The sequence below is a fragment of the Cerasicoccus frondis genome (genome assembly GCA_031296915.1).
Taxonomy (GTDB): domain Bacteria; phylum Verrucomicrobiota; class Verrucomicrobiia; order Opitutales; family Cerasicoccaceae; genus Cerasicoccus; species Cerasicoccus frondis.
The window spans coordinates 22054-44813 of the sequence record JAVDPC010000019.1 but is presented as its reverse complement, the minus strand read 5'-3'; the positions used below and the strand labels follow the sequence as shown (position 1 = coordinate 44813).

General features: G+C 53.6%; 15 protein-coding genes. 9 read left to right on the top strand and 6 right to left on the bottom strand.

What is annotated here, in order from left to right:
• Nucleotides 1-190: 190 nt before the first annotated feature.
• Nucleotides 191-685, bottom strand: a complete 495-nt coding sequence (locus tag RBB63_RS14995; RefSeq protein WP_309385781.1) for a hypothetical protein — start codon at nucleotides 683-685, stop codon at nucleotides 191-193.
• Between the two features lie 31 nt (nucleotides 686-716).
• A complete protein-coding gene (locus RBB63_RS14990; RefSeq protein ID WP_309385780.1) occupies nucleotides 717-2270 on the bottom strand; it encodes an exosortase/archaeosortase family protein in 1554 nt (517 codons plus the stop codon).
• 132 nt (nucleotides 2271-2402) lie between these two features.
• Between RBB63_RS14990 and RBB63_RS14985 the strand changes: the two genes are divergently transcribed.
• From RBB63_RS14985 to RBB63_RS14955, 7 genes are all read left to right on the top strand, one after another.
• Complete coding sequence (locus RBB63_RS14985; RefSeq protein ID WP_309385779.1) at nucleotides 2403-3191, top strand: aspartyl/asparaginyl beta-hydroxylase domain-containing protein; 789 nt, start codon at nucleotides 2403-2405, stop codon at nucleotides 3189-3191.
• 68 nt (nucleotides 3192-3259) lie between these two features.
• Nucleotides 3260-5647 carry a monovalent cation:proton antiporter family protein gene (locus RBB63_RS14980; RefSeq protein WP_309385778.1) on the top strand — a complete coding sequence of 796 codons (2388 nt, stop codon included), beginning with the start codon at nucleotides 3260-3262 and terminating at the stop codon, nucleotides 5645-5647.
• Between the two features lie 84 nt (nucleotides 5648-5731).
• On the top strand, nucleotides 5732-7561 hold the full coding sequence (locus RBB63_RS14975; RefSeq protein WP_309385777.1) for a bifunctional lysophospholipid acyltransferase family protein/GNAT family N-acetyltransferase: 1830 nt from the start codon (nucleotides 5732-5734) through the stop codon (nucleotides 7559-7561).
• A 92-nt stretch (nucleotides 7562-7653) separates the two neighbouring features.
• Nucleotides 7654-9513: a M48 family metallopeptidase gene (locus RBB63_RS14970; RefSeq protein ID WP_309385776.1), complete on the top strand. Its 1860-nt coding sequence runs from the start codon at nucleotides 7654-7656 to the stop codon at nucleotides 9511-9513.
• A gap of 402 nt (nucleotides 9514-9915) precedes the next feature.
• The gene (locus RBB63_RS14965; protein ID WP_309385775.1) at nucleotides 9916-11178 is read left to right on the top strand and encodes a hypothetical protein; all 1263 of its coding nucleotides are present in this window, start codon (nucleotides 9916-9918) and stop codon (nucleotides 11176-11178) included.
• Between the two features lie 133 nt (nucleotides 11179-11311).
• Nucleotides 11312-13066 (top strand): hypothetical protein, encoded by a 1755-nt coding sequence (locus RBB63_RS14960; RefSeq protein WP_309385774.1) that lies wholly within the window; start codon nucleotides 11312-11314, stop codon nucleotides 13064-13066.
• Nucleotides 13067-13187: 121 nt separating this feature from the next.
• Nucleotides 13188-15119 carry a glycosyl hydrolase 2 galactose-binding domain-containing protein gene (locus RBB63_RS14955; RefSeq protein ID WP_309385773.1) on the top strand — a complete coding sequence of 644 codons (1932 nt, stop codon included), beginning with the start codon at nucleotides 13188-13190 and terminating at the stop codon, nucleotides 15117-15119.
• 73 nt (nucleotides 15120-15192) lie between these two features.
• On the opposite strand, the gene RBB63_RS14950 is transcribed toward RBB63_RS14955, so the two are convergent.
• Together RBB63_RS14950 and RBB63_RS14945 are read right to left on the bottom strand one after the other, a co-directional pair.
• Nucleotides 15193-15873, bottom strand: coding sequence for a prepilin-type N-terminal cleavage/methylation domain-containing protein (locus RBB63_RS14950; RefSeq protein WP_309385772.1), 681 nt, complete (start codon nucleotides 15871-15873; stop codon nucleotides 15193-15195).
• A 188-nt stretch (nucleotides 15874-16061) separates the two neighbouring features.
• Nucleotides 16062-17102, bottom strand: a complete 1041-nt coding sequence (locus RBB63_RS14945; RefSeq protein WP_309385771.1) for a LacI family DNA-binding transcriptional regulator — start codon at nucleotides 17100-17102, stop codon at nucleotides 16062-16064.
• 126 nt (nucleotides 17103-17228) lie between these two features.
• On the opposite strand from RBB63_RS14945, the gene RBB63_RS14940 reads away from it, so the two are divergent.
• Both RBB63_RS14940 and RBB63_RS14935 read left to right on the top strand, forming a co-directional pair.
• Nucleotides 17229-18158 carry a PEP-CTERM sorting domain-containing protein gene (locus RBB63_RS14940; protein ID WP_309385770.1) on the top strand — a complete coding sequence of 310 codons (930 nt, stop codon included), beginning with the start codon at nucleotides 17229-17231 and terminating at the stop codon, nucleotides 18156-18158.
• Nucleotides 18159-18307: 149 nt separating this feature from the next.
• The gene (locus RBB63_RS14935; protein WP_309385769.1) at nucleotides 18308-18586 is read left to right on the top strand and encodes a hypothetical protein; all 279 of its coding nucleotides are present in this window, start codon (nucleotides 18308-18310) and stop codon (nucleotides 18584-18586) included.
• Nucleotides 18587-18619: 33 nt separating this feature from the next.
• On the opposite strand, the gene RBB63_RS14930 is transcribed toward RBB63_RS14935, so the two are convergent.
• Entirely contained in the window at nucleotides 18620-19540 is a 921-nt protein-coding gene (locus RBB63_RS14930; protein WP_309385768.1) for a cohesin domain-containing protein, read from the bottom strand.
• A complete protein-coding gene (locus RBB63_RS14925) occupies nucleotides 19537-22728 on the bottom strand; it encodes an FG-GAP-like repeat-containing protein (RefSeq protein ID WP_309385767.1) in 3192 nt (1063 codons plus the stop codon). The genes RBB63_RS14930 and RBB63_RS14925 overlap by 4 nt, the downstream gene beginning before the upstream one ends.
• Between the last annotated feature and the right edge of the window lie 32 nt (nucleotides 22729-22760).

The following is a 22760-nucleotide window of genomic DNA, read 5'->3' as shown; positions in this document are numbered from 1 at the left end:
TCGTTGCCCCCGCAGCCGTGAGTGTTGCGCCTGGGGCTGGACCGATGCAGTCATCGCCGCTTCACAGACGTTGCGGTGTGGCATACCGGTTTAAACGCATTCTTGCGCCAGCTTCAGCCAATCGATGTCACGCGGCATCGGGCTAAAAACGACGTTGCGCCACTTATTTCTCCCGCTTCCAGGGGTGCAGCTACTCTTTGGCCGACGAGGCCTCTGCAGGCTCCTTCTCCAGAGGATTTTTCTTCAGCGAGGGGTCCGGCATGGGCGGTTTGCTCTTGGGCTTATCTAGCTTCGGAGCGCGTTCCTCGTCCACTTCGGCGGCATCAGTCAGAGCTTGCATGACGGCCAAAGTCAGGTCGCCCGCGAGTTTCTTTGCCAGAATGCGAATGCCGGGCAGGTTGGCCTGCTTTTGGGCGGCCACCGCCACAGCGCCTTCCCGGCCACGTATAATGTGAATGGTGAGACTGCCCCGGTTATGTGACTTCAATTGGTCATTACCGATGTTAGTTCGGTTGTCCTGATAATATTTGAGCACGTATTTACCGGCGTTCTCCGCTTCGGTGAGGCCCGGGTAGGTCATGCTGGCGAAGGTATCCCCCTCCACATCCATGACGAATACGCCGATTACGTGGGATAAGTCAAAAAGGCAGCGCACGCGACGCTCTACTTTGTCAATCGCAGACACGGGCAAAGCTTAGCTAAAAGCATGCCATTCGTTATGATTGGCTGATTTCTGGTTCGATGACTTTGGCCAGAATGTCCTTGAGGCCGCTGAGTGCTTCGGTCCGGGTACGGGCGTTGAACACGAAGATCTCCAGCTTGATCTTGCCGTCTTTCCGCTCGCCGTTCCAGGTGTCGGTAAAGCGATCCAGTTGGAAGCGCCCGGTCTTTTGATGATAAGGGAAGTTGGTCTTATCCCATTGGCAGTAAAAGACATACATGTCGTCATCGCCATCGCGGAACAGATAAGTGTTAAAGGCGAGCTCCAAGCCCTCCGGCCCCTGCCAGAAGAAGTCGTCATCCCGCCGGACCATCTTAAACCCGCTGGCGGGCAGACAGGCTTCCGGGCGGTGAATCCCCCCCAACTGCGCCGCCCGGGCGCTGTCCCACCGTAAAAAATAAGCCATCCAGGTCAATTTGCCCGGCCCTTGCCATTGAGCGAGCTCCCCCTCACTGTAGTGGAGCACCTCCTCGATGCGGGGGTTGATCGACTGGAATTCCACTTGCGTCGGCATGGCCTCCCAGTTGAAGTCCCAGCCGGTCAGGCGGACGGGCTCTGATCGCCAGGCATACCAAGCCGTGACGGCAGGCAGGGAGGCCAGCATCGCCGCCATGGCGACGACGAGTGGCGTGGCTGGCAGCAGGCGAGGGGAGAAGTCCTCGGGCAGCGGCGCGCCATCAACGGCGCCAATGTGGTCTGGGCGAAACTTCTGGGCAATCGCCGTCAGCATGAGCAGCCCAAACAGGCTCATCACGAAGACCATGTAACCCGCCGGATCGTGCCAGCGCTCCATGACCTCCGCCCCCTCCCGGGCCGTCACAACCGTCAGCACCAGCGTCCGCACGTAATTAAAGAACACCGCCAGCAGGCAGCCGGAAACAATCAGCCCGATGCGCACCCGCCATTGGAAGCGGAGCAGTTCCCCCAGGAAATACGACGCCATCAGGGTGGATTGCAGGGAACGGACTCCGCTACAGGCCTCTTCCACGCTGACTAGCCCCCGGGACAGCTTAATGATGTTGCCGCTGCGTTCAGCAAAGACGCCCAACAGATTGGCGGACTCGACGACCCAGCCGGCAACCATCGTCATGAGGCCGTTGACGATCGGCTTCTCAATCGTGACGACCCATGGGTTGGCAAAGAGCCAAAAAACGATGGCCGGTGCAAAGTGCCTCACCCAGGGCCTCCCCCCCCAGTAGAGCAGAAACGCCAAGGTCACGGTCAAGGTCAGTAGCCCCTGAATCCAAGTTAGCAGCCGCCAGTCGGCATTGGCGTCATAGATAATGCGAAACGGAAAGAGCAGGAGCGTCATCACGCCAATCATCAGCCAAAGCGCGGCGGCGCCCTCCCCCTTGGGCGCTGGCTCAGGGCGGTCAGACCACCGACGCATGAGCAGATAGCCCCCCAGCACCGGCACGAAAAGCCCATAGCCATACTGGTCGTTGAGCATCCATTCGGCCGATAATTCCGACCACAGCAACCCCCAGAGCACCAGCGGCGCAGCCAGATTAATCCAGCCCTGCAGAGGAGGTTTTGAGTCGGCGTTCATGTGTTTAGCGAATTAAATTGGGACCGCAGCGTTACTTAATTGTGACCCAATTTCAAAAAAGATGTGGAAATTATTGTGCTAGATGGCTTTATTGTCGGTCAGAAAATTTCAACGGCGGCAACTACGATTATAATGGAACCGAAAAAAGCTCCCCTCAAGCAGAACCGCAGCACTTTTGACAAGGTATTCGACGCGCTCATTAGTTGGGTGGAGTCGAAGAATATTCAATATTCTGTTCACGGCAACCCACCCATTTACGACAATGAGTTGTTCCCCTGGGCTGCCGCATTCGAAGAGGATTGGGAACTGATTCGCGCCGAGCTCGATGAGGTGATGAAGGATCACGCCGCGTTGCCGAGCTTCCACGAGATCACCAAAGAAGTCGAAACGATCACCACCGACAACAACTGGAAAACCTTCTTCCTGGCGGGGTATGGCATCGAGTGTGAGGAAAACCGTCGGCGCTGTCCCAACACCGTCAAGGCCTTGGAAAAGATCCCGGGCATGAAGACCGCGATGTTCTCGATTCTCTCTCCCCAGAAGCACATACCGGCGCACCGCGGGCCCTACAACGGCGTTTTACGCTACCACTTGGGGCTGATTGTTCCTGAGCCGCGTGAAAACTGTAAGATACGGGTGGATAAGCAGTTCTACAATTGGTCTGAAGGTAAGGGAGTCATCTTCGACGACTGTTTTGATCATGAAGTCTGGAATGACACCGACGGCATCCGCGTGGTTCTTTTTGTCGACGTTCAGCGCCCGATGACTGGTTTCGGCAACTGGCTGAACACAATGGTGATCAATCTGGCCAAGCACACCCCTTACCTGAAGGAAGCCAACAAGAACCAGAAGGAGTGGGAGAAGAAATTTTACGCGAAAAAGGCACAGGAAAAGCGCGAAGAGGTCGGTGTGGGGAAGTAGCTGCCCGAACGGCAATGTTGATAATTCGTCATTGATCGGCGGTGAGGGACTCTCCATCGTAACGGCTCGTGGAAGAACCAACCATATTGCGCGATCTGACTCTGGTCGTCGGCGTTGCCGCCAGCGTGACGGTCATTTTTCATCTGTTGCGTTTGCCGGTGATCCTGGGGTATCTGTTGGCCGGGTTGCTGATCGGTCCTTACTTGCCGGAGCTGCCGAATTTGCAGGATGCATCGGTTATCAATCAGCTCAGCGAGCTTGGCGTCGTCTTCCTGATGTTCACCATCGGCCTGGGCTTTGATCTGGGGCGGGTGCAGCGCGTTTTTTGGCCTGCCTTGCTGGCGGTGACTTTGCAGACTGCGCTGGCGTTTTTTATTGGGATGCTCTGTGCGCCATTTGTGGGTTACACGGCGATCGAGGGCGTTTTCCTGGGCGCCGTTCTGACGAACTCCTCGTCGATGGTCTGCATCCGCATCCTGCGAGAAAAAGGTCGGCTCAACAGCGTGGAAGCGCAATTGGCAGTGGGCCTGTTGGTGTTTGAGGACATCGTGGCGGTGCTGCTGCTGGTGATCTTGGGCGGAGTCTCCGTCTCTGGTCATATTGATTTTGGACAGGCGCCGTTTGTGATTCTGGGCGTAGCGATCTTCGTGGTCGCGGTGTATTTCTTCGGTCGCATGGCCGCCGCCAAATTGACTGCATTTCTGAAAAGGGCTGGCAGCGTAGAGCTGATTACGCTGGTCTCGGTGGCGCTGGTGCTGGGGGTCGGTTGGTTGGCCAGCGTGTTGCATTTATCGGTGGCGTTGGGGGCGTTTCTGGCGGGAGGAATCCTTGCTCAAAGCCATCTTTCGAAGGAAATTGAGCGCGTTACCGAGCCGCTGCGCGACCTGTTTTGCGCAGTGTTCTTTGTGGCGATCGGCATGCTGATTAATCCCGTTTGGATCTGGGATAACCTGGTCGCCGTGCTGGGCATTGCGCTCTTGGTCGTCGTGGGCAAATTAACGGCGTGCTGGCTGGGATTCTTCATGGGCGGTGCGGCGCCCGAGGTCGGTTTTCGTGCTGCGTTGCCCAAGGCGAGCGTGGGCGAGTTTGGTTTCATTTTAGCGGCGATGGGCTACAGCTCTGGAATTACCGGGGACGGCCTGACCAGCATGACGGTGGGGCTCGCGATCACGACTTACCTGATCATGCCCTTTTTCAACGCCAAACCGGATCGCCTCTTTCATACCATGGCGAATCGTTGCCCGGACGTGCTCAAGCGCGCGACCCGCATATACGCCAGCATGCTGGACGCCGTGGGGCGCTACATTGGCCGCAGCGCGTTTTTTCGGCTCGCACGGCGCCCGTTGATGCAGGTGGTGTTTTATTTCCTGGTGCTTAATTCGATCATCGCCAGCGCTTACCTGGGCTCGCATTTGCTGGAAAACTGGGAACAGGTGCACGGCTTTGAGGACATTACGCAAATGGGAGTCTGGATCGTCGCCGCCGGTCTTTGTTTGCCGTTCTTGACGGCTATTCTGCGCAATCTCGATGTGTTGATCATGCTCGTCACGGAGTCCGTGATCGGCGAATCCCGTGACCGGCAAACCTTGCTTGGTGGGATGAAAAACCTGTTCCACACGCTGTTGCTTTGCGTGGTCCTGGTGCTCTTCGGTGGGCTGTATCTATCGGCGGCGTCCTACTTTTTCCCTTCTGGCATTACGCTGGCGATCTTCCTGATCCTCTGTGGTGTGGCGCTGGTGCTCTTCTGGCGTTCGATTAACCAAATTAACAGCCGCATCGAATTCCTGTTCTATCAGAGCTTTCAGGAGCACTCCCGCGAAAGTGACGAACTGGGCCGTGAAACGGCGTTGAAGGAAATTGCGGGCCGCAATCCCTGGAAGGCCGAAATCCGTGAGTACGAACTCTCTGCGGATTCGGTTGCTTGTGGTAAAGAGCTGGCCCAACTGAAACTGCGCTCTGAAACCGGCGCGCAGGTAATCGCGGTTTCCCGGGGGGGGATGACGCGGTTCGATCCTTCGCCGCAGTTGTTTCTATTTCCAGGCGATAACCTGATCCTCTACGGCGAAAGCGAACAGGTGGACTCCGCGATCCGGATGATGGACACGACGCGCAAAGTCGAGCCAGCCAGCACCGATGCGCAAGCCTTCCGTATTGAAAAAGCCTACATTGGCGGGCATTCGGATCTGGTGGGGCGCACCCTGGCCACCTCTCAGTTGCGTAAGGAGCATCAGGTGACGGTTTTGGGCATTCAGCGCGGCAAAAAGCGCATTGTGACCCCGCCGGCGTCGGAGTTGATTCAGCTTGGCGATCTGCTGCTCATTGCTGGCCGCATTGATGCCGTGAACGCTTTTATCAAGGCGCATCAAGCCCAGGATATCGGGGTGATGGACGAGATGGTCCCTGAAGGTGAGGCCGAGTATCCTGCCGACGAGCCCCCCGGAAAACCAGAAAGCTAAACGGCCTTTCGAGGCAGGGGGGAATCCATCAGGTCGTACTTTCGTGCTTGTGGCTGGTGACGGGCCGCCTAGAGTTGGGTTTTTATGCCGTCTGGATCGTCTGAGCCGCTGATCAATATCCGTGATTCGCTTACGGGGTGGCAGCGCACGCTTTACTCGTTGGGCGGCAAGCCTTTGGAGGACTTTGCCGGCATCTCCGCGCTCAACATGTATTATCGCCGCGTGACTGAGGATCACTCGACGATTAATTTCTACGAACGGGCGTTGCGGGCGCTGAATGTCGCCTATGAAATCAGCGATGAAGACTTGGCGAAAATACCCCGCGAAGGACCGACGCTGGTCGTCAGCAACCACCCCTTTGGCATGGTCGATGGCGTGGTGTTTGGCGCCTTGTTGACCAGCATCCGCGATGATTCCAAGCTCCTGGCCAATTACCTGCTCACCAAAATGACTGAGATTCAGCCGTGGATGATCGCCATCGACCCATTTGGCGGCCCCGAGGCGGCGCGGAGCAATTTTGCCGGGATCAAGGAAACCATCCGACACCTGAAAGATGGGGGCTGCATTGGCACGTTTCCCTCGGGGACAGTTTCACACTGGCGCTGGAAAACCCGGCAGATTACGGACCCAGTCTGGCTCGACAGTACGGCGCGCTTTGTCCACAAAAGCGAAGCGACGGTGGTGCCGCTTTATTTCGAAGGCCGCAACAGCTTGGCGTTTCAAGCCGCAGGGATGATTCATCCGCGTTTACGGACGCTTTCGCTGACCCGTGAACTGGCGAAGCAGGCGAACAGTGTGGTGCGTTTACGGATCGGACAGCCACTGACTTACCGTCAGTTGCAGGACTTCCCGACGTCGAAGGCGCTGATGGATTTTCTGCGGGTCAAAACTTACATCCTGGCCAAGCGCGAGGCCGACGCCAAGCCACGACGACGCTTCTCCTTTCCGAAGTTGCCCAAGCGGGAAACGCCGATGAAGGAGATCGACCCTTCAGCGCCGCCGGAAGTGCTGGCTGCAGAAATTGCCGAACTGCCGGAAGACCGACTGCTGACCGAGCATGGGGACTTTAAAGTTTATTGGGCCCACGCCGCCGAAATCCCTGAAGTGCTGGAGGAGTTGGGCCGCCTGCGTGAGCGCACCTTTCGCGTGGTCGGGGAGGGGACGGGGGAGTCGACTGACCTCGATCGCTACGACCTGCACTACCGCCATCTGTTTATGTGGGATGCGGGCGCGCAGGCGATTGTGGGGGCTTACCGCATCGGCTTGACCGATGAAATTCTCCTGACGCAAGGACGCTCTGGCCTCTACACCGCGTCGCTCTTTAATTACAAACCCGAGTTCTTTGAAAAGTTGGGGCCTGCGCTGGAGGTGGGACGCTCGTTTATTGCAGTGAACTACCAGAAAAAACACGCCTCGCTATCCTTGATCTGGCGTGGCATTGGGCTGTTTGTAGTGCGTCATCCGCAGTATCGCACGCTCTTTGGGCCAGTGAGCATTAGTCAGGAATACAACGCCGTGTCCAAGGACTTGATGGTGAAGTTTCTGAAAAAGAACAAGCTTCACCACGAGCTTGCTAACCTCGTTAAGGCCAAACACCCGCCGCGGGGCGGGAAGAAAATTGGCGCCAGCGAAAAGGAAGCGATGCTGTCGTCAGTTCGGAGCATTGATGACGTATCGGCGCTCATTTCAGAAATCGAACTCGACCAGAAGGGCATTCCAGTGCTGCTGAAGCACTACCTGAAGCTGAAGGGGACACTGCTCTCATTTAACGTCGACGCGGATTTTGGCAATTGCCTGGATGGCCTGATCATGGTCGATTTCACTAAGTCTGATCAACGTTTGCTGAAGAATTACCTGACCCCGGAAGGGCTGAAAAGCTTCCTCGAATTTCACTCAGTCGAAGCGTCGGTATAAGTCGCACGGAATCGCATCCACATGATCGGCTTGGGCGCTTTTTGGAGTTGCAGATATTGCGCAGTCTGCCACTCCTTAACGCTGTATTAGATATGAACAGGGCTGAGTACGAAACGCTAATCCGTAACCTGACGGAGCTATCGGAAAAGAATCCATCTGGATTTGGAAAGCGTTACCGTCGCCTTTGTCTGGTGACCTTTGGCTATCCGCTGCTACTGCTCGTTTTGGGCTTGGCGATGATATTGCTGGGAGGCTGGCTTTTAGCCGAGTCAAGAGACGGCTATTTATGGAAATTGCTCACTCTCTGTGTTGGGTTATTGATCTTGTCCGTTATGGCGCGTTCTTTCTGGCATCAGACTGAGGCGCCCGAAGGGCTGGAACTCGACAAGAAAACGGGAAAAGCGCTCTACGACGACATTCGCAACATGCGTAAGCGTACGAAATGCCCGAAGATTCATCGCATCCTCTTCATGCACGATGTAAACGCCTGCATTACGCAGCAGCCTCGATTATTGGGCATCTTTTGGCATCGGAATTACCTGATGATTGGCCTACCGCTGCTCTACATGCTAACCTTGGAGCAATTCCAGGCGGTGCTGGCGCATGAGATGGGGCACATTGTCAATCGTGATGGCTCGTCGGGTTCGTTCTTCTATCGCTTGGGGCAGATTTGGGGGAGGCTGGCGGGGCTGGATAAACCAGGGCGCAGTCTGCGGCATTTATTGTTTTTGCCGATCTACCGCAGGATTGCGCCACGGTTGACTGCGTGGCAGCAGGTAAAGGGGCGGCAGGCGGAATACCGGGCGGATGCCTTTGCGGCCCTCCATGCTGACGCCCGGCATGTGGCTTCATCTTTGTGCAAACTCGAGGCGACTATGGGCTTCCTCAATCAGGAAATTCAAGAGCGGATGCGCATGGAAACCTTTTACCACCGAGAACCACCGAGCGGCATGATGCAGCGCATTATCAAGCTGACTACGCAAGACTTATGGCTTCGCCGTGGGCCCTACTACGTCATGCGCGCGATGGAGGCCAAAACTTTGCCCACCGACACACACCCATGCCTGGCCGATCGGCTGAAATCAGTCAACGCCGAGCCGCATTTGAAGTTCGCCATCGAGTCCAGCGCTGGCGACTATTACTTTGGAGCCGCCTCCAATCAGTTGGTGCAAAAAATAGATGAGCTTTGGTGCCGGGAGATTATGTATACTTGGCGCATACAGCATGCGATCTTGCGTGAACAGGAAAGGGAAATCCAGCGCTTGCGCTCAGCTGTCAAAAATGAACCGATGCCATTCCTGCGCTGGAAGCTGGCGGTGATGACGTACGAGCTTTTTGGACCCAGGGATTCATTAAAATACTTCTTGGACTTTGGTCGTGAGTTTCCGAACTGCGCGCGCATCCAGTTGGCCATTGGCGTCATGAAGTTGCGGCTGGAGCAAGCGGATTGCCTGAACTACCTGTACAAGGCGATGCAGGGAGACCCCATGTGCTACCTCGATGGCGCGATGCACGCCTATGAGTGGTGTTTGCGCGTCAACGACCAAACCACGGCGGATACGCTCAAGACTCACATCAACACTTTCTATGACAAGGCGGATGACTACTTGTTTGAGCGCGCAGTCGTCAGTAAGCAGGATAGCTTTCGCGCACCGCAAATGCGCCAGAATGAATGGGAATACATTTTCGAAACCTGCTTTTACGCCGATGACAGCATCCACGCCATCTACTTGCTGGAAAAGGAAACTCAACACTACACCCATTATCCAGTTTATGTGTTGTGCGTTGTGACTCATCTGCAGAGAGAGCAGTCGGATGAGTTGATGTCTAAGTTGGAAAAGGTGCTCTTTGCCTCAGGCACGATCCTGGCGGTCAACCATGCCTCGTATAAATTTTTGGAGAAGGCGCTGAAGCAAACTGGCTCCGAGTATGTTAAGCAGTTTGAGCGTTAGCGTTTTTCGGAGCAGAGATCCTCGAACGTCACTTTGAACAATCGGAGTCTTAACTAGAGCATTTTCCATCGAGCTCAGCCGATCAGGCCGCAGTGATTTTTCGCGTTCAGCGGCGTTGGCTTGAGTGTGGCGTACTACAAGCCTGCTCAATCAACGCCGCCTTGCGCTGCATCCAATCGTTATCCTCACTTAATGCGGCCAAGTTCGATGACAAATGCTCTTAGTAGTGGTTTGCGGGTCGTTTTGTTTTCCTCACCCAAGCGACTCATTCTACAAATAGAAAGCTATATTCTTTGCGGTTCATTGTTGGTGGCAGCAAGACTCAGCTCACTCCTGCGCATTTCATTTCTTTGATGTGTGGAGTGCCCTAACTGATTCCGAACCACCCCTTGCAAAGCAATTATGAGACGCTTATCCATTGTAGAACCTTATCGTTTTTTATTTTTAACGCTGCTGCTCCAGCTGTCCGCGCATTTATTCGCGGGTGATGTGAACGAGTACGCTTTTGGCGTTAACGACCACATCCTTTACCGCTCCAATGCGGATCAGGATGTCGCATTTCAATACTACCTTGAAAGCGACACGAAGCAATTGCGCATCAATGTCGACTGGCATACGCTGGAACCGGAGGAAGGTGTTTATAGCACATCGCGGTTGCCGGCGTTGGACTACTTTTTCGAACAATGCGCCAAGCATGAAATCCGCGTGCTGATGTCCATTGCCTATGCACCATCGTGGGCCAATGGCGGGAAGCAAGGGCATGGCTGGCCGCCAACGAACAATGAGGCATACGCTGATTTTTGTGAGTGGGTGTTTCGCCGTTACGCACACTTAAAAGGCGCCGATGGTCAACGCACGTTGGAAGCGATCGAAATTTGGAATGAGCCGGATTTGTGTGATTTGTTTTTCAAGGGCTACAACCGTTATTCGCCTGATGCGGCCAGGGCTTACGCCGAGATCGTTAAAGTGACAGGCGGGCGTCTGCAGTCAGTTCGAAAAGAGCTTGGCGCGGAAGATGTGCTGATCGGCGCGCCGGTTATTTCCAATGTGCATGCCGTGTGTTGGAGTCCGGCTGGCGTGCAATCCTGGATGGACGCATTTTATGAAACGCCGGATGTGACGGATTACTATGATTTCTTCAGCTGGCATACCTATTGGGAGAATGCGGGCACGACGGGTTGGCTTCCGCCGGAGCTGCCCGTTTGCTGGAATCCTGCGAACCAAAAGCTGGCCGTTATGGGGAAGCTCGTGGCGCCGGGCGAGGAAAATATCTGGGCGAAAATGAAAGCGTATGGCGATAGTCAGAAGCCCAATTGGTGTACGGAAATTGGGGCATCAGCCCGAACCGACAGTCCTGCTCACGACAAGCGATTGCTTTCACTCAGCGAGCAGCGAACGCATTTGGAAGACACGCTTACGGTGTTGTCAGAAGGAAAGGTCAATCAGTTGGAGCGCATTTACTGGTATGAACTTTTCGATGAGCCTTATGCGCACCCCAGCCAGCAGGTTTATGGCATTCTGGCGCTTAATGACAGCATGCCGATCGAATACGTGGATAAGTCGATTCAACTTTCCGGTGCGGACATCACGCCCAAACCGGCTTATGATGCCTATCGCACGGCAAAGAAACGTGGCTCGCTGCCACGTCGTCATGCCGCGCGTTAGGCTTTCTCCATGCAGTTGAGCCGCTTGCCAGTCCAGGTTTCGTCGGCAGTTTGAATGTCTTTCTACACCGCTGCTGTATGGCAAGGCTATGCGTCGCCATACAGCATTTACTCAACCCCCAACATCCCCGTATATGTTACCCAAAATCCATACCCTTGCCGGGCTATTGTTCGGCGTCAGCTTGGCTATCAGTTACGCTCAGGCCGATGCTGTGGTCGGCATCAACGATCACATACTCTACCGTACGAGTGCTGAACTCGATACAACCTTCGATGTCTACGACGATAGCGATACCCGCTTCGTGCGTATCAATGTCGACTGGAATACGCTTGAGCCATCCGATGATGTTTACAGCGGCACACGTTTGGCGACGCTCGATGATTTCTTTCAACGTTGCGCCACTGAGAATGTTCGTATCTTGGCCTCGGTCGCCTATGCGCCATCATGGGTCAATGGGGGCAATGCGGGCGCCGGTTGGCCACCGCTCGATTATGTGAAATATGCAGATTTCCTGGAGTGGTTTCTCCGGCGCTATGCCGACTATCAAACCGCATCGGGCGAGCGCGTGCTCGACGCGATTGAACTTTGGAATGAGCCGGACTTGTGCGATCTATTTTTCAAGGGCTATCCGCGAAATTCACCTGCCGCTGCAACCATTTATGGCAACATGGTGAAAGTCGCTGGAGGGCGATTGCTGAGCGTCCGCAACAGCCTTGGCGCGCAGGATGTTTTGATTGGCGCGCCTGTCATTGCCAACCCACATGATGCTGCCTGGAGCGCCAGTGGCAGCGATTCCTGGATCGATGCTTTTTACGCAGTGCCCGATGTCACTGACTACTATGATTTCTTTTCGTGGCATAGCTATTGGGAGCACTGTGGCTCGACTGGCTGGTTGCCGCCGGAGCTGCCCGCTTGCTGGTATCCAGCTGATCAAAAGCAGGCGGTGCTTGGTCGCTTGACGGCCAGCAATGAACCTATTTGGGCTAAGATAATGGCCAATGGCGATCACTTGAAGCCGAACTGGTGCACCGAGCTGGGAGGCTTGGCGCGCTCGAGCACCGCAGATCATTCGCAGCGCTTACTGTCATTTGCCGAGCAAAACACACACCTGCAGGATGCCTTGGAAGTGTTGTCGGCGGGCCATGTCACGAACCTTGAGCGCATCTATTGGTATGAGTTATTTGATGAGCCTGGTAACATCTACGTGCAACAGGCTTATGGGATAGTCGCGTTAAATAACTCGAACCCGATTACGTATAGTGGAAACATTGCGCTCGATACGGCAACGCTTACGGCGAAGACTGCCTACAGCACATACGCGAATGCGGATAAGGGCGATGGCGGATCTTCGAGTGGCGTATTCATTGATGACTTCAATGATGGAAATGATCATGGCTGGGTGGTGACGCCGAGTACCTGGTCAGTTGCGAATAACGCTTACGTCAACGTACACAATGCGAATACCGCAATCAGCCATACAGGAGACTCAAGTTGGACCGATTATGACGCCTTTGCGAATATCAGTTTCAGCAATGCATGGAAGTCAGCTGGGTTGGTTGCTCGGCATAGCTCCGGCTCGACTGGCTATTACCTGAGACTGGCGGTAAATGGCAGCGTATACTCGCACAATCTCAGCGTTTTGCGCGGTAGTACAGTCGTCGCGACGACGTCCATTTCCAATCTCTACAACTGCGCAAACTTCCGCCAGCTCAAGCTCTCAGTTCGGGACGAAGCAGGAGGCGTTCGCGTGCGCGGCTACGTCGACGGCAATCTGCACATTGATTACCTCGACACGGCATCTGTCTACACGAGTGGCGGTATTGCGGTGCGCGCGGAGCCATGGTCAGGAACGGTGACGATGGACTACATCGTTGTGAACCCAGATTGATCCATTGCCACCGATCTTTTTTGAATAAATTCACTGAACTGAGCCGGGGTTCTTCTACGGATAGAATGACCTCGGCTTTGTCATGCAAAGTTAACCGTCACCTGGGTCAGTAAACATTCATATGCACCACATTATCGATCTGCTTCAACGCCCTTGGCAACTCCAAGGCTGGCGTCCATACAATTGGCAACTACGTCGTTCGCTTGAGACTGGCGGGATGTTTTCTCCGGACTGTGGTCCCATGCAGGCTACGCTGCCTGGGTCTGCGCACACGACGTTGCGCTCACAGAAAGTCATACCCGACTGGAATTACGGGCTCAATACGCGTAGCTGTGAATGGGTGGAGCATCGGCATTGGGAGTTTTTCACTGAGTTCGCCAGAGGAGAAATTGAGCAGGATCAATCGCTGCAACTTGAAGCCGACGGCCTGGATTATTCCGGCTGGATTGTGGTGGATACTCAAATTATCGCTGAGTTCTCCGGTGCGCTGATTCGCCATCGCTTTGACCTGACTCCGTGGTTGGGAGATGGCGAGGCGCATCGGCTTAGCCTTATCTTTGATACACCGCCGGAGGAGCAGGGACAGGTCGGCTTTACTTCGCGTTCACATTATTTTAAACCCCGCTATAATTTCAGTTGGGACTGGTGTCCCCGCTTGGCGCCGGTTGGCGTTTGGGATGAGTTGCGGTTAGTGTGCGGCAGTGCGCCAATTGAAGTTCTCCGCCTGGACAGTAGGTTGATCGAAGGCGTCGGCATGTTACGGTTTCTCGTCAATGCTCAGAGCGAAGAGTGCCGTTGTCTGATCACCGTTGAACAAGAGCCGGGGCATCAGCCAGTTATCGTGCGCGACGCTACGCTGCCGAGAGGTGAGTCGATGATCGAGCTTATTGTGCCAGATGTGCAGCTTTGGTGGCCCCATGGGATGGGCGCGCAGTCACTTTATCGCGTGCATGTTTCGACGGGAGAATCGACCGTGTTTGATGCGCGGACTGGCTTTAAGTCAGTTAACTGGAGGCGCCACTCGAGAGCGCCTGAAGGGACGCTTCCGCTGCTCTGTGAAATCAATGGCGCGCCGATTTTTATGCAGGGGGTGAACTGGACGCCGATCCGTTTAGACTACCATGCCATCGACGTAGAGCAGTACCGCGAACTGATTGAACTTTACCGCAGTCTGGGGTGCAATGTCCTGCGGGTATGGGGCGGGGGTTTTTTAGAACGCGAGTGTTTTTATCGTCTGTGTGACGAATACGGTCTGCTGGTTTGGCAGGAGTTTCCGCTGTCGTCATCAGGCATTGAAAACTATGCGCCCGAAGACCCAATCGTTATCGAAACGCTGCGTGGCATCGCACGGGATTACATACGGCGTCGAGGCCATCACGCCTGTAAGTTGGTCTGGTGCGGAGGCAATGAACTGCAAACGAAGCCTACCGAAGTTTGGGGATATCAAGTTCCGTTGGATGCGACACACCCAGCGTTGAAGGCACTGCAGGAGATCGTCGCGGAAGAAGATCCGCAGGCGCTGTTTATTCCGACATCGCCCAGTGGCCCGTCGTTCTATGCTAACGAAGAAAACTTCGGCCGTAGTTTGCACCACCACGTGCACGGCCCTTGGAATCATGAGGGCGACCTGGCGGGTTGGGAGCAATATTGGAATCAGGATGACTCGCATCTGCGGAGTGAAGTAGGGTTCCCCGGCGCAATGTCTGCGGCAGCAATTGAGCGTTATAGTGAGGATGATGCCTGGCCCCCAACCCTGGAAAGCGACTTCTGGCGTCATAGTTCCGCCTGGTGGTTGCAATGGGAAGACTTTCAACGTGAGGTTCCAGAAGGCAATTCCCTTGCAGATTATGTTGCTTGGTCGCAAGAACGGCAGGCGAGGGCGTTGGCCACGGCAGCCAGAGCCTGTAAGCGTCGCTTCCCAGAGCACGCAGGCTTCATCCTGTGGATGGGGCATGATGCATTTCCTTGTCCGTCGAATACCGCGATCATTGATTTTGATGGCAATCCCAAGCCGGCCTACCACGCACTCAAATCTGTTTTTCAATCAGATTAACGAAGTGCAAAAAGATGCCATAAAAAGCCGCCAGCAGATTGCTGGCGGCTTTTTTTATGAATGAAAATAAAACTCAGTATGGGGAGAAGGCAGACTCGATTTGCTCGGCTGTCAGTGGTTCCACATGGCCATCGAAGAAAACGAAATTGGCATGGTCGCCATGTCGGTCCGTATCCACATTGGCGGCTGCCATATGGTAGTCCTGAGAATCGCCGAAGTAGACGCGTTGGGCGGGATCGGTTATCTCGGACATCCGGAAGATGCGCTGGTTGCTCCCGGGGGCGCCTGCCCAGTTGCGATCCTTTTCATCGGGCAGCCCTGGTTCTCGATTGAGACCGTAGCCAGGATTCCAGACCTCAAAGTCTTCGCTATCTTTTCCGAGTTCATAGTGCGGGCAGCTGTAGAAAATTTCCCGGTTTTGGTTGTAGTTTAGGCCACCTTGATCATTGCCGGCATATTTCGCTAGCGCTTCGAACCAGTGGGTATTCGTCTGGTAGTTTTTGCAATAGGGAATCTCGCCATGATGGTCGGTCTCATAGAGCTGCGCCAACATGCCGATCTGCCGCAGGTTGGAGGCGCATTTATTGTCCTTGGCGGAGTTCTGTATGCGGGCGACTACTGGAATTAGTATGACGGCGAGTATCGCGATGATCGCGATAACGGTCAGCAATTCAACCAAGGTGAATCCACGCTTAGCCAGTAATTGAGGCTGGCTGGACTGTGGAAGGAGGGAGTCGGTTAGATGTGGGGGCATGCTTCCTGATGAGAAGTTGAGGGGTGGATAACGGTTGCCCTGCAAGCTATTCTAGCTGCTGAGGCGTAAGGTTGACGCGGTTATCTTACATTTTTCCTCACTGCACAAGTGGCTGACCATTCTATACGTAGAATGCTTCTGTAATCAGGTGCGGGAGACGTCGAATTCGTCTGGTGGGTCAGATGCCTTTAGCGATTGGCCTTGCTCTGAACGGTGTCGCCATCGATCCAAGTTCCATCAATGAGTGTCAGTTCCGGGCATTCCGGAATGCCGCGTTCGTTGCGATGTATGACCGCCACAAGCTTGTCGATGATTGTCCTACCGAGAGAAAGGTTATTTTCCATGACTCCTGCGCACTTGGATTTCGTATCCGTCATGCTCAACTGAATGAAGCCGACGTCTTCCGGTATGCGCAGGCCAATTTCGTTTAGCCATTGGGGGATGGTGTTATCGGCATGATTGGAAATGACAACGTCCGGTCGCTGATCTTCGAACCAGCGGACAAAAGGCTCTTTACCCCACTTTGACGGCAGGTGAGGCACGACCCATTGTTCTGCTTTTTTCTTTTGTTGCTCCGACCAAAAACCGCCCGACCAAAAACAGTTTACCTGCTCGTTGAAGGTGCTCATTAACGCCAAGCCGACACGACGATAACCCAGGTGATAAGCCTTGCGCACTGCTAGTTGCGCGATCTGGAACTGATTATTGCTGACCGCGTGCAGACGGGGATGAACGAGCCCCTGGTCCACCCGGACAGCGGAGTAGTTGTCCAGGTTGAGGCGAAAGTGTCCACGGCCGCCATGACGCGCCGAGAGGACCAGCCCTGCAGGATTCCGAGTGCGCAGTATGCTGGTGAGTCGCTTCGTGGTGAGGCGGGGATCTTTGACCCATATCAGTTCCATGTGGTAGCCGAGCTCTTCACAACGTTTCTGGCACCCAGAGTAAATTTCAAAGTGGGAAGGCCCTACCTGCTTCCAGTCGTTCGTGGGGTTGAAGCTTAAGTAGGCTATGCCCAGGTTGGACTTTTTCACGTGGTTAATGCGACGATAGGCTTGCAGGGCAGACAATGCCGGGTCTGGCGAATAGCCCATTTCCTTGGCGAGCTTTTGAATGCGCTTGCGGGTTTCCGGAAGCAGGGAGGGGCTGTTCCGCATTGCAAGCGAAACGGTGGTTACGTGGACATCAGCGCGTTCTGCTATGTCACGCAGGGTAACTCTTTTGGGGGGCATTCTACGTATAGAATGGATCGTAGTTTGCGATGCAAATGAATTTCGCGTTTTTGGTTGTTTCGTTGAGTGGGCCCATTGAGTCCCACTGTTTGATCTCACCCCATAATATCCAAAACTGTTCGAATTATGAAACACACCTCATTAATGATGCACCCTGACTGCCTGAATGCATGTCGCTGTGGAACCCTTTCAGCGATTGGGCTGATTACGCTCAGCCTCTCGGTTGGCTCGTTGAGCGCAGCGGACATTTCCGTTAATTTCGAGAACGGCGCTGCGGACTATGATAACGGCAGTCCACAAACAACGGGCGACTTCCGTGACGTTTCGGGAGGCACGAACATCAACCTCAGCAGTAACGCGTCCGGCAATAATTATTTGATCTTTTCGAACGGCACTGCGGCCACCGTATATGATTCAAGCCCCTCTTCGACGGATTCCGCTGACAGCTTTGCAATCCTTGGCGGCCAGTCGGCCACGTTTGTGACAGAATGGGAGTCAACCACGATGGACAACAACGGTTCCCTGACTTTTGGGCTTTGGAATTCTGCGAGTACCGGGGTTGATGTGCAACCGGGCATCGGCATTGGTATTTTCCTCGGGAGCGGAAACGACATCATTCGCTATCAAACTGCGCAAAATCTCCAGTTCAATTTCTTCACCAACACGACCGTGGGCGGCGGCGCAATCAACACAGATAGCGATACCTTTCTGCGCATGGAGCTGATGTTTGCCAACAATGCAGACAACACTGGAGCGAGCCTCAGCACAAATGTTTATGAAATCGATGCTTTTGGTGGAACCGTTGTCCGCACCATTGGGGAAAACCTGACGCATTCAATCACCTTTGGAACCGGAAGTGGCGAAGTGGACATGGATCCGGCCAATGTTGGAGTTAGTTTGTTTTTCACTGGCGGACCTTCCAGTGGCACGACGCTGTACCTGGATAACATTGGGTTCTCGACGATCCCTGAGCCAGCATCGGCCATCTTGCTGGGGAGCGTTGGCTTGCTCGCTGGGCTGGTATATAGCCGTAGAAGGAATCTCTCTCGTCATTAGCGCGCAGTCACATATGGCAAAGCTGCTTAACGAGAGCATTTTCCATGTACCTTGGCCGATCAGGCCGCAGTGATTTTTCGTGTTCAGCGGCGTTGGCTTTTCACTCACAGGCTGGGCTTGCGAAGCATCGTATTCGCAAGCCTTTTTGAGTGATTAATTATCGGCGCATTTGCGACCATATCCGCCAACACGTCAATCCACAGTCCAAGGCGCCGATTATCCAACAGGTCAAAGCCATCGACGCCAACGGCCAGTTCCTCCCCGACGCCGACACTTATATCCCAAGCCGCTTTGTCCGCATCACCCAGCAGGAATTACTGGTCCGCATCTCGGAAGAGGTGAGCGGTGATTGCACCTTGCGCGTCGTGCGGCGCCACCCAGCCACGACTGGGGATCTGATTTGGGGCGAAGGGAGAATTAAGCCGTGATGCTTGGCTAATTGAAAAAGTGCTTCTTAACCGCTACTGTACACTTAGCTTCAGGAATATCGATTGCTCATTGACGGAGCTCCCGACAGGTCGGCTACTTCGCACAGTGATGAGTTTCATCTCTTCGTCAATGAACTCCTCCTGAATCATGACACTGGCAATAGGTATGAGGGTCCAGGCATTTAAGTCGTCAGATTCGTATAGCCTAAACGTGAGTCCGTCCGTTTCCTCAATGCTGCGGCGAAATCGTAGAGTGATGTACTTTGAGTCATCGATCTTGACCTGCTGATACTGCGGCATGATAGACAAGTCATCACGCGCGATTGGGTTTCCTCCAAACGCCAGTTCAAAGATTTGGCTGATTGAGTCCCCATCGGGATCCGATAGGGGGTCATTATTCAGTGGGTTTAATCCATATTGAGCTTCCCACGAATCCGGCAAGCCATTGTTCGCATTATCAAAATTGGGATCATTCGTAATTCGAATAGAGCCATTACTGACCTGGATGACGTTCGTGAGGGCTAAGTTGGTCAGCGAGCGTTCGTCGCCAATCTTGAAAGCGGCGATCGCCAGATCCGAGTAAAGCTCAGTGGTTGCCCCTGCATTGGCGGAAAATACCAGAACTGCCAGTTGACCACCTCCACTAGTCATATTCTCTGCTCGAATGAATGAGAGGTTTAAGACGCCGTTATTTGCCTCATGCTCCAAGTCGAAGTTAACGCCCAATTGACCGGGAATGACTTCGGTCAGCTGTACTACTGCTGGGTCGAAGTTCAGTTGGATATCTATGGACGCAATACCAGCAACATCGTCGATTATGATCGGTGCGTGGACAATGGAGCCCGGACTCGCCACATAGTCAGGCAGCGAGACTTGATAAGCATGGACAGGGAGCAGGCCGAACCCAACGAGCGTCAATGCGCAGCTTAGAATCCGTGTGAAGTTTCTGATCATTCGATGGAAAGCCCCTTTAGCAATCTTTTCAGAAGGACAATGTCTCCTGTGGTTAATGCACCATCGCCATTCAAGTCTCCTGCAATGAGTTCGAACTCGGTTGGAGTGGGTGAATTGGGTTTGGTCAACGTTTTCAGCAGGTCTTCGTCATCAGCAGCGAGTTGGCCATCGCCGTTGAGATCTCCGAGGAAATATATATCGGTAACTTCCAAGTTAGCTGCGTCGCTGAGGTCAATGCTCACTGGGTATCCTGCCGTAGCAAACAGTTCTGCCGCTTGGAAGGAGATTGTCGTATGCAAACCAAGGCTCGCGGAATCCTCGACATGGAATTCCAAGACAAAGAGTTTTCCTGATCCGCCTTGTATCGTGCCGCTCAATCCAGTGATCGATAATAGGCCATTTGCGGTTGCTCCATTATCACTGAAAACCAGGTCTCGGCTTAGCGAAGTCGGCAGCACGCTGGGTTGGCCGTCAGTTTGTTCACGGGGCGTGATGACCGCAGGATCATAGTTGATATCGATCGACAAGCCTTCGCCGGTGAGTCCCAGCGAATTATCAATCGACAGCAGCACCTTAACTTTCTTCGCGGGCTGACCTCTTATTGATCGCAACGATAAGCTGACATTGCCTGCGCCTGCGGATACTATTTCAGAAGGCGAGCTTTCCAATGAAATTTGTTTCGAATTGCCAGGTTGCAGGTAGTGGGTGATGGCGGTTACCCGGTAGTGCAGTAGATCCCCGATGGTGGCCGTCTGATCCAGGTATTCAGGTAGTGGGCGCACCTCTGTCAATAGGTTTGTAAAGGGGCCGGCAAGTTCCTCGGCGCGGTATACGAAATAACCCGCGATGCGTGATTGCCAACTGGGGTTCCAAGTCAGCAGGATGCTGTCCGCGCCACTGGCCGCTTCCAAGCCAGATGGGCGTCCAACATGCGGGTCGGACAAGCTGATTAAACTTCCATTCCAAAGCCCGGCAATCAAGTCGGTGTCGCCATCGTTTTCCAAATCGACAGCCGTAATTTTCAGACCTTGAGCAAAGCCAGGGTAAGCGCCACCCCAGACTTTACTAATCAAGTTGAAGCTATTGGCGCCGTCATTGTGGAACTCCCAGATACGTCCTTCCTGATCGGAAGCCAGCACATCCAGCGTGTTATCCTGATCAATGTCGCTGACGCTCAGACTGACGCCATTGGTGACAGGTTGACCAAGGAAGTCATCGGTGTAAGTCTCAAAAAATGGGGCGCTTTCAGTGTTTTGAAAATAACGCACGTTGCCATCGGATAACATGACGAGCAGGTCTGCGTAACCATCATCGTTAAAATCAGCTAAAGCAGGAATCAGCGGACTAGTCGCCATGGCTAATTCTAGGGCGGCTCCACTGGTATTCAAGCTACCCTGTGAAGGAATTAAATAAAGGATATTGCTATCACCTCCAACCACGAGATCGTCCAGGCCGTCGCCGTTCCAGTCACCACCAGCGATTACCGGGTCGTCGATAGCGGCGATGAGGTCGGCTATGTGCTGCGGGGCTTCAATTTTATGGAAATTTAAAAAGCGTGTGTTGCCGATGTTTTCGTATATCCATAAGCCGCCCGCATGAGCGACAAATAAGTCGAAGTCGCCATCGCCATCCCAGTCAGCGACGGCAGTAGACGCCTGGCCGTCTGTAACTACGCCGTCGAGGCTAGTGGTGTTCGTTGCAAAGAAAGGCGTTAATACATCGTCGACCAAGGCAAGTGAAAGGTTCTCATAGAATTGCAGATCGACAATGACTGATTGGGAATCGCCCCAGAATACGCCGCCTTTGGTGGAACTCGTTTTAAAGATGGGGCTGCTGCTTTCATTGTATTCTTCCAGAAGGGTATGGCCATCGTTGTCGCTATCTGAATCGGCCTGGTAGTCTAATGATCCATAGTAATAGTACTCGAAGGAGTCTGCTATCAGATCATTGTCGGAGTCTCCCTCTAAGAAGTGTGCGATCACATTCATATCCTCACCGTCTACTACAAACTGGACTTGATTTAACGAGACTCCCCAATCATCGCTCACTCGAATGCCATTTATGGACCAGTAGGCGAAGTTAGGATCTTCGATGCTATTTGTCGTTTGTTTGTGCCCATTGACGACCGTGCGAATCTGTGTGGTGATGATTCCTTCAGGCTCACTGGCGATTCGATATTCATGGAAGTCGCCAAAGTTAATGCTTACCGAATTGGAATCAGCCCAGAAAATACCGCCTTTTGTGCTATAATTGGCAAAGACCGGAGAGGCACCGGAATCATAATCCTCGCCGATACTTACTCCATCATTATTGGGGTCAGACGATCTGTCATGCGATAGATCTCCAAAATAAAAGTACTCGTAGTAATCCGGTAAATCATCTGCATCGCTATCCTCGGAAAACAGATAGGCGATACCTTCACGATCGGCATTTACCATTTGGAAAACCAATTGAGTAACGGCTACGCCCCAGGAGTCTTCCTGCCTCACACCATCGAGTGTCCAGTAGCCAAAGCCTTCTTCAAATGCAAAGTCTTTTGAAGTTACTTTATAGCCGGAATCCACTTCTTTGGTGTATTCATATAAACCTGAGGGTTCCGAGCGGAGCAGGAAGGTTATGCCATCCTTAAAGTCGATGGCCACCGAACTTGAATCTGCCCAGAAAATACCTCCCTTGGTTGTTGATTGGGCGAATCGGGGGTGGGCTCCAGTCTGAAATTCTTCCATCAGTGTTGTTCCATCATTATCGTCGTCGCTGTTGGAGGATTGATCCAAGTCTCCAAAATACTCTATTTCATACCAGTCCGGAAGCAAATCGCCATCTGAGTCAAAATGGGTTGGTAAATAATGGGCAGTCGTAGTCGTTTCTTCGAGTAATACGAAAGAGGCCGGATTGATTGACCGCCCCCAGGCATCCCGATATGTTTCGAGGGGGTAGGCATCAATGGTCCAATGAGTGAATTGGTAGTCCTCGAAAGGTGTTGGCGCGGTGCTCGTTTTGTAAGTTTCACCGGTTGTTCGATAAGAAGTCGACGGGTAAATTGCGTTGATGACTGTGCCATCTGTATCGTTTACCGACTCTTGATTAAGCGCAACTGTTGCCGATTGAGTCGTCGACATCACGAAAAACACGAGCAACGCAGAGAGGGCAGCTTTCAGTGGAAAGGCAACCTCACGAAGACGAAGCATCTGGCAATATCCAACTGGCATGCGTAAAATAA